This window comes from Mycobacterium sp. E2462, assembly GCF_001672685.1.
GTDB lineage: Bacteria > Actinomycetota > Actinomycetes > Mycobacteriales > Mycobacteriaceae > Mycobacterium.
On sequence record NZ_LZKC01000333.1, the window covers coordinates 1 to 7,322 of the forward strand.

Below are 7,322 nucleotides of genomic sequence, written 5' to 3' on the forward strand. Positions count from 1 at the left end.
CTTCGTCGTCGGCGAGGGGTTTGCGGAGTACCTGCGACACTGAGCCGTCGGCGCTGTCGACGATGGCCAACGTGGCGGTGTACGGCTCGACGAACAGCAGCGCGGTGCGGGCTTGGTCGACGGCGTCGCCGATGGCCTGGGCGAGTGCGGCCGCGGCCATGAAGGCCGAGACCAGCATGACGTTCTCGATCTTGTGGGCGACCAGGGCGTCGCGCAGAATTGCCGCCTCGACGTGGTCGGTCCAGGTCACGCCCGTGGACAGCAGCTGGTAGCCGCCCTCGGCGGCGCCTTCTCGGGTGCCCATGATGGCCGAGACGACGTTGGCGGGCGCGCCGGCGCGAGTGGCGTCCCCGTCGACGTCGAAGTTGTCCTGGTCGACGGTGACGCCATCCGCGTTTTCACCCTCGACCAGGACCATCCGCACCTTCGTCGGCGCCATCGAGACGCCAAGCACGATGCCCCCCATTGCTGCACTCACCCCCCGGTATTTGCTGCAATCACCCGACGGTGACCCGGGCACTCCCCTCCCTGCGGTCACCACCGACTTCCACTAAAGCCGCGCACGGCCAGCAGGCGCACACCGCTTGGGCTGAGCAACTCCCGCCACCGCGGCGTCGCGTACCTCGGCACACCCGGGCCGCCAATCTACTCGCGCGCCCTGAGTGCTTGCTGAGCGCTGGATGGCGGTCAGCTAGCGGTGTCCGCCACCGCCACCGCCGCCGTGACCGCCACCGAACCCGCCGCCACCGCCACCGCCGAAGCCGCCGTGACCGCCACCAAAGCCTCCGCCACCACCGCCGAAGCCGCCGTGACCGCCGCCGAAGCCACCGGGGCCTCCACCGCCGGGCGCGGGCGCGTGGCCGCCTCCGAAACCGCCGAGTCCTCCGCCGCCGGGCGCCGGGGCGTGGCCGCCACCGAAGCCGCCGGGGCCACCCCCGCCGGGCGCGGGCGCATGGCCGCCTCCGAAACCGCCGGGACCTCCGCCACCGGGCGCCGGCGCGTGCCCGCCGCCGAAACCGCCGGGACCACCCCCGCCGGGCGCGGGCGCATGGCCACCAGGACCACCATCACCGGGCGGCGAGCCGTGGCCACCAGGACCACCGCTGCCGGGCGTCGGCGTGTGACCACCGCCGGGACCGCCGTTGCCGGGAACCGAACCGTGACCACCCGGTCCACCCTCACCGGGAACCGAACCATGACCACCCGGTCCACCCTCACCGGGAACCGAACCGTGACCACCCGGGCCGCCTTCCCCGGGAGGCGGGTTGTGCCCCTCGCCGGGACCGCCAGGGCCGTTGGGCCTGGGCGGCCACTGCTGACCCGAGCCGCCGAGCTGAGGCGGCTCGGGCTGCGGGAAGTGGTTGGGCGGTTGCGGCAGCACCGGTTGCGGCGCCTGAATGGCCGGCGGGTTGAGGAACGGGACGCGCACCTGCGGCGCCGGAATCGCGGGCATCAGCGGCGGGATCACCACCGGCACCGGAACCGGAATGGGAGCCGCCGGGGCGGGGATCGCGGCCGGAGCGGGGATGGCCGCGGCCGGCAACGGCGCGGGCAGCGGCGCGGCGGCCGCCGGACCCAACAGCCGGGGCGCCCCCATCGGGACGGGCGCGCCGATATTCGGCCTCGGCGCGGAAGCCTGCACGGGTGCTGGCGCCGGCGCCTGCTCGGTGGGCACGATGAGGTGCTGATTCGGAGTCGGCTGCAACGCGACGGTTCCGGTCGTGCGGATGCCGATGGCCAGGGCGATCTCGAGGGCCAACACGGCGCTGATGCCGACCACCGCCAACCCACTGCCGACCAGCAGCACCGGCCTGCGCCGCGGTTGGCTCTCCTCGGGCGCGAACAGCTTCTCGATGACGACGGTCGGCGAGTCGGCGTCCTCGTCCGGGACGGCGCTGTAGGCGAGCTCGTCGTCCCCCGGCGCTTGGCCGACCGGCAGATAGAGGTACTCAGGCAGCGAATACTGGTCCACCGCTCCGGTCCCGGGATCTTGGGCATAGGCCAGGGCGGCAGTGGAAGAGGCGAACAGCGGCGCGTTCGCCGAGGCGAGCGCGGCGCCGCGGGCCAACGCGGTCTCCGGTTCTCCGGGAACGCTGACCTGCAGGAAGGTGGTCGATTCCAGCGCCGGCTTGAGCGGCGCGATGTCGACTCCGGAGCCGACCAGGACCACGCCGTCGGGGATCCACTCCAGCCTCTCCAGCCCGGCCACCATCCCACCGAGCTGGGTGGCCGCCTCGTCGTAGGAGTCGGCGTAGATCTGCTGCCGGTAGACGTCGGGGATCGAGCCGTCCGACGTCTCCACCACCGCCAGCGTCGCGGTGTCGGGTTCGACGAACAGCACCGCGGTGCGCTCGTAACCCATTGCGCCACCGACGTTTTGAGCCAGAGCCGCGGCGGCAAGGAACGCCGAGACCAGCATTACGTTCTCGATGCGGTGCGCGGCCAGCGCGTCGCGCAGCACCGCAGCTTCCAGCGGGTCGGTCCACGTCACGCCGATCGACGACAGCTCAAGGCCGGCGTCGGTCGCGCCCTCGCGCGTGCCGAGGATGGCCGAGATCACCCGGTCGGGCGCACTGATGGTGGGCGCATCGTCGGCGGCGGTGACGTCGATGACGTCCTCGTCGACCGTGGCGCCGTCGGCGTTTTCGCCTTCCAGGACCACCATTTGGACCGATGCCGGTGCCATCGACACCCCGAGCACGATTTCCAAAACAAACCCCTCCAAAGGTCTTGCGCGATGAACCGTGGCCAGGCGGAGGTTATGAACCACGGCTAACTAAGTATCGCGCAGGAGGGCCTCGCGGGGGCGCCTCAGAAGCTATGTAGTCGTTATGAAGTTCTGATATGAGCGCGATGGCGTGGGCCCGCGCTGGCCCTGGTACTTCGAGCCCACCTGCGAGCTGCCGTAGGGATGCTCGGCGGGGCTGGTCAGCCGCAAAATGCAGAGCTGACCGATCTTCATGCCCGGCCACAGGGTGATCGGCAGGTTCGCGACGTTGGACAGCTCGAGGGTGATGTGCCCGCTGAATCCGGGGTCGATGAACCCCGCGGTGGAGTGCGTCAGCAGTCCCAGTCGGCCCAGCGACGACTTGCCTTCCAGCCGGCCGGCGAGATCGTCGGGCAAGGTGATCAGCTCCAGCGTCGAGCCGAGCACGAACTCGCCGGGGTGCAGCACGAACGGCTCTCCCTCGGCGGACTCGACCAGCGTGGTCAGCTCGTCCTGCTGCTTGGCCGGGTCGATGTGGGTGTACCGGGTGTTGTTGAACACCCGGAACAGGGAGTCGAGGCGGACGTCGATGCTCGACGGCTGCACTAGCTTGTCCTCGAACGGCTCGATGCCCAACCGGCCGGCGGTCATTTCGGCCCTGAGGTCGCGATCGGAGAGCAGCACCCGAAGAGCCTATCTGCTAGCCGGACGCCAGATGCTAGCCTTCCTGAGCAACAGCGCCGATGTAGTTCAATGGCAGAACATCAGCTTCCCAAGCTGAATACGCGGGTTCGATTCCCGTCATCGGCTCCAAGCGCCCTGGTAGGGGCCGCACGAGAATTCGCCAGCTAACCTGCAAGCTCGAAAATCCGTACTTTCCCCGTACATTCGATTTTCAAGACTGGTTGCTGGCCCAAGTCTCCAGCACGGCGCGGGCATCTGGGCCGGCCGTCACTCGCTGAACGTAATGACCCTCTGTTGTGGCGAGCTGGGCATGCGCAAGCTGCCGCTGCGCCGCCTCGACACCGAGCCCATCCCGCACGACGGTCGCGACGGTCCGCCTGAAACTATGCGGCGTCACCCACTTGAGGTGTTCGTGGCCGGCGAGCGCTTCCCGCAAGGACGATCGGATGTTCGTCAGCGCCACCAGGCCGCCATCACGGTTGGTCAACACCGGTCCTTCTGGGCCCGTCACCGCGTACAGGTCTGCGAGCACCTGGACACCGAACGACGGCAAGCTCACAGTGTGCGGGGGTGCGCCGCCTTTGCGTCCGTCCTGCCGATGAAGCGGCTTGCCAGCCACTCTGCCAGCGTCGACCACGGTGCCGTTGACCGTCACGGTCGGGGGTGTGCCGAGTAGGTCGATGTCCTCCCAGCGGATCGCCAACACCTCCCCCGGCCGCGCGCCGGTGGCCGCCAGCAGCTCGACGAACGCCGGTAGCATCGGGGCCCGCCGGGGCCCAGGCCCCTTGCGTGCACAAAACGACTTAACCGCCAGACGCACCTGTTCAAACTCCATCGCCGTCAAAGCCCGCGCGGGCTTGCGATCAGGTTTCGCGGTCCGCGTCTCCCGTATCGGATTGTGACCCATCACGTCGAATCTGACGGCCAACGAGTACATGCCCGACAGGATGATGCGCAAATAGGTGGCCGGCGCCGGCGGCAGCGCCTTCAAGTAGGAGTCTGCGCGGCTAGTCGACAGCTCCGAGATCCGGAGCGCACCGAGCTGCTGGTCACCGTGCAATCTCCACGTATCCCTGTAAAGCGTTCGTGTCCGCTCCCCGATCCGATCCTCAGTGACTTTCACCGGCATCCACGCGTCGAACAGTTCGGAAAGCGTTGTGCGATGGTTGATCACGCCGGTCGGTTCCCCTGCTACTAGCTCCGCGGCGATACGTCGCTTGAGCGTTCGACGGGCATCTTCGGCGGACTTCGTAGACCGCGCCTCACGCTCTCGCCTTTTGCCGCTGTGCAGTCTGACATACGTTGTCGCATAGAAAATTCCGTTACGTTCACGTTCGGTGATCTTCCCATGCTCACCGGGTGCCATCCGCTGCCTAGGCATCGTCTTCCATTCCGCGCAGATCTTCTTGGTACCTATCGAGGGCGACTTCGAGCGACTCGATGAGTTCGCGGTACCGTTGCGCTTCATCGACGAGCCGCTCGCGGTACCTCTCGGGCATATTCAAGCGCTTTGCCCCCTCTTCGGCCTGGAAAAGATTGTGGCGCTGAGTTTCTAGCTTCTCTTCGACTTCGGCTATTAGCATCCGCAGGACCGCCCGATCAGAACGAGCGCCTGGAATGTCGACCCCCGCAGTAGCCCTATCCAGCCACTTGGACCAATCTGCCTCCAGTGCCACGCCCAGCGCGATCAGCTCGGGCAGCGTGACCCCCTGCTCGCCCTTTTCAATCCGCGGTATTGCCACCCGGTGGACAGGAGCGCCAATCTTCTCGGTCGCCTCGGCTAGGCGGACATACGACATGCCCCGTTCTTCGCGGGCTGCCCTGACGGACTCGCCCACTCGTTCTGCGACCTCTTGCGGCCAGCTCGAACTGTCGTCCATGACGACATCATTGCACAGCTTCTGTTGACTTTCCGACATCTGAATGTACTGTCGAGTCCGCGACAGCACGGTCGCGAACTCGACAGGAGCCAGATGAACAGAAATAACAACCACGCCGAGGTGGGCGCTCGCCTCGGCGTCAGCCGAACAGTGGTTTTCAACCTTTGGGCGTCAGGCGAGCTGGCGTCGGTCACCATCGGTCGCCGGCGTTTTAGCACGGATCGGCAGATCGACGACTACCTCTCCCGACTTGAGCGGGCCGCCCGGCCGGGGCCGGACGCCGCCTGATGGGCTGGCCACAGGAGGATCACGCCGACCTCGGCCTCATTCCTGATTCTGACCAAACCGAGGACATGCGGCGTTCAGCGTCTGGCTCTTCGAGCTACACGTTGTGCCGCCGCACTACCTCTCGATTCATCCGCATGGTCGGAAGCGGGGAATCCGATATACAAGGAGCCTCCGTCGATCCCGATTTTCGAGCAGGGCGGCACGATGGAAACAATCGTCTGGATCGCTTCGGATAATGAGCGGCCAGCTCGTCGGCGAGGTGATCGCCGCTTCAAACACCCTGCGGGCCCGCGGGGTGTCAGAGCGTGGGTTCCAAGCACTGATCGCGATCGCGGAGAAGGCCAACACCAAGACCCGGCAAGCATCAGTTCGCTGGGATCACATTCGGGATGTGCAGTACGGCACGTCGCTCTCGACCGCGAAGCGAGCCGTCAAGGAACTTCTAGACGCTGGCTACGTTCGAAAGATCCAGCGCGGGTTCAACAACCAACAGGGCAGGTCAGCAGCGCCTACGAGTTGCCGGCAATGCCTGTCCGGGAGGACATCACGCGGACGTCCGGGCGGACATCACGTGACACGAACGGGTCATCCATGGTGACCCATTCGGTGGTGGGCGAACGGTTCACTCAGGGTGACCCAATCGGCACCCCTATAGACGATTTGCTGGACGTGGACTCGGACCGAACGAATCATGAGACCGGGCCGAACGGGTCATATCCGGGGACCGAACGGGTCAAATTCGAGACCGAACGGGTCACCCAGGATGACCTACTTGACGGGTTAACACCTGACGCTGCGCAAAAACCCTCTGACGAAAGGCATCTGAGGTTTCGTGACGGGGGTACGTCACCAGGGTCCAGTCGCAAGGAGCCAATGCATTTCGACAATCTCGCTCAGCTGCTGTACGCCGACGCCGATATGGACCGTCAGTGCCCGTACTGTGGCGCCGACGCCCATGAGTGGTGTCGCTTAGACGATGGCTCGCATAAGCGCATGCCGTGCCTGGCCCGATCCCGAAGGCCAGCGTGACGTCGCGACTGTTCGAAGAGTCCTACACGAATCCGATCGCCATCACGTTCAGCGCGATGGAGGCCAAGCTGCTGCACTACGCCGTCGGTGACCTCGCCGTTCGCGCCGATCTCGGCATTCGACCGCCCTTGTCAGGTGGGTTCGACGCCGTGCACGCCAAACTGGTCAGTTTCCTACGCGAAACCAAAACTAGTGCTTCACAACCACACCCGCCACCGTCGGCAATGGGAGAACTGATCGACACGTCCGCAGCAGCCGTGCTCCTGCACTGCTCGCCGCAGTGGGTCCGGCGCATCCGAGCTCACCTCGACGGGCACAACGTCGGCGGTCGATGGCTCTTCTCGCGGCAGGCCGTCGTCGAATACGCCGAACGAAAGGCAGGACAGCGCACGTGAACCCAATCGATTACCTACGGCTGGGAGTCGAGCAGTACCTTCGAGAGCTGCCAGACGACGAATTCAGCGGCCTCATTCAGCGGGTGCGCCCACCCGGTGACAAGCCGGCGGGTGACGACCGAGCGTCGTTCGCGCGCAACCTGTTCAGCGGTGGCAATTAACATGACAGGCGCGTTGCCCGGTATGACCATCGTCGAACGCTGCATCGCAAAGGTCGACCACGAGGCCGTCAAAGCGCGCCGAGGAGGACCGAGTTGCGCAAGCCACCGCGGAACGCATCAATTTCCTGTACTCCCGCCTTTTCGGAAGGGTTGTCCCTAACCGAGTCGTGGCGGCTCT

At 66.3% G+C, this 7,322-nt stretch carries 6 protein-coding genes, 1 tRNA gene and 1 pseudogene; 3 read left to right on the forward strand and 5 right to left on the reverse strand.

The window, feature by feature from the left end; all coding sequences use genetic code 11:
• The 3 genes and pseudogenes from A5714_RS17455 to dcd form a co-directional block, all read right to left on the reverse strand.
• Nucleotides 1-466, reverse strand: a pseudogene (locus tag A5714_RS17455) (hypothetical protein); the annotation flags it as partial.
• A gap of 225 nt (nucleotides 467-691) precedes the next feature.
• A complete protein-coding gene (locus A5714_RS17460; RefSeq protein ID WP_068287176.1) occupies nucleotides 692-2,710 on the reverse strand; it encodes a hypothetical protein in 2,019 nt (672 codons plus the stop codon).
• Nucleotides 2,711-2,818: 108 nt separating this feature from the next.
• A complete protein-coding gene (dcd, locus tag A5714_RS17465; protein ID WP_068287178.1) occupies nucleotides 2,819-3,391 on the reverse strand; it encodes a dCTP deaminase in 573 nt (190 codons plus the stop codon).
• Nucleotides 3,392-3,446: 55 nt separating this feature from the next.
• Here dcd and A5714_RS17470 point away from each other — a divergent pair.
• Nucleotides 3,447-3,520: transfer RNA gene (locus tag A5714_RS17470), tRNA-Gly, on the forward strand.
• Between the two features lie 82 nt (nucleotides 3,521-3,602).
• Here A5714_RS17470 and A5714_RS17475 read toward each other — a convergent pair.
• Both A5714_RS17475 and A5714_RS17480 read right to left on the reverse strand, forming a co-directional pair.
• A complete protein-coding gene (locus A5714_RS17475) occupies nucleotides 3,603-4,772 on the reverse strand; it encodes a site-specific integrase (RefSeq protein ID WP_068287181.1) in 1,170 nt (389 codons plus the stop codon).
• Complete coding sequence (locus A5714_RS17480; protein WP_156747364.1) at nucleotides 4,765-5,271, reverse strand: helix-turn-helix transcriptional regulator; 507 nt, start codon at nucleotides 5,269-5,271, stop codon at nucleotides 4,765-4,767. Before A5714_RS17480 ends, A5714_RS17475 begins: the two co-directional genes overlap by 8 nt.
• A gap of 1,313 nt (nucleotides 5,272-6,584) precedes the next feature.
• On the opposite strand from A5714_RS17480, the gene A5714_RS17485 reads away from it, so the two are divergent.
• Both A5714_RS17485 and A5714_RS26190 read left to right on the forward strand, forming a co-directional pair.
• Complete coding sequence (locus A5714_RS17485) at nucleotides 6,585-6,983, forward strand: helix-turn-helix domain-containing protein (protein WP_156747365.1); 399 nt, start codon at nucleotides 6,585-6,587, stop codon at nucleotides 6,981-6,983.
• Complete coding sequence (locus A5714_RS26190; RefSeq protein ID WP_156747366.1) at nucleotides 6,980-7,144, forward strand: hypothetical protein; 165 nt, start codon at nucleotides 6,980-6,982, stop codon at nucleotides 7,142-7,144. The genes A5714_RS17485 and A5714_RS26190 overlap by 4 nt, the downstream gene beginning before the upstream one ends.
• Nucleotides 7,145-7,322 lie beyond the last annotated feature (178 nt).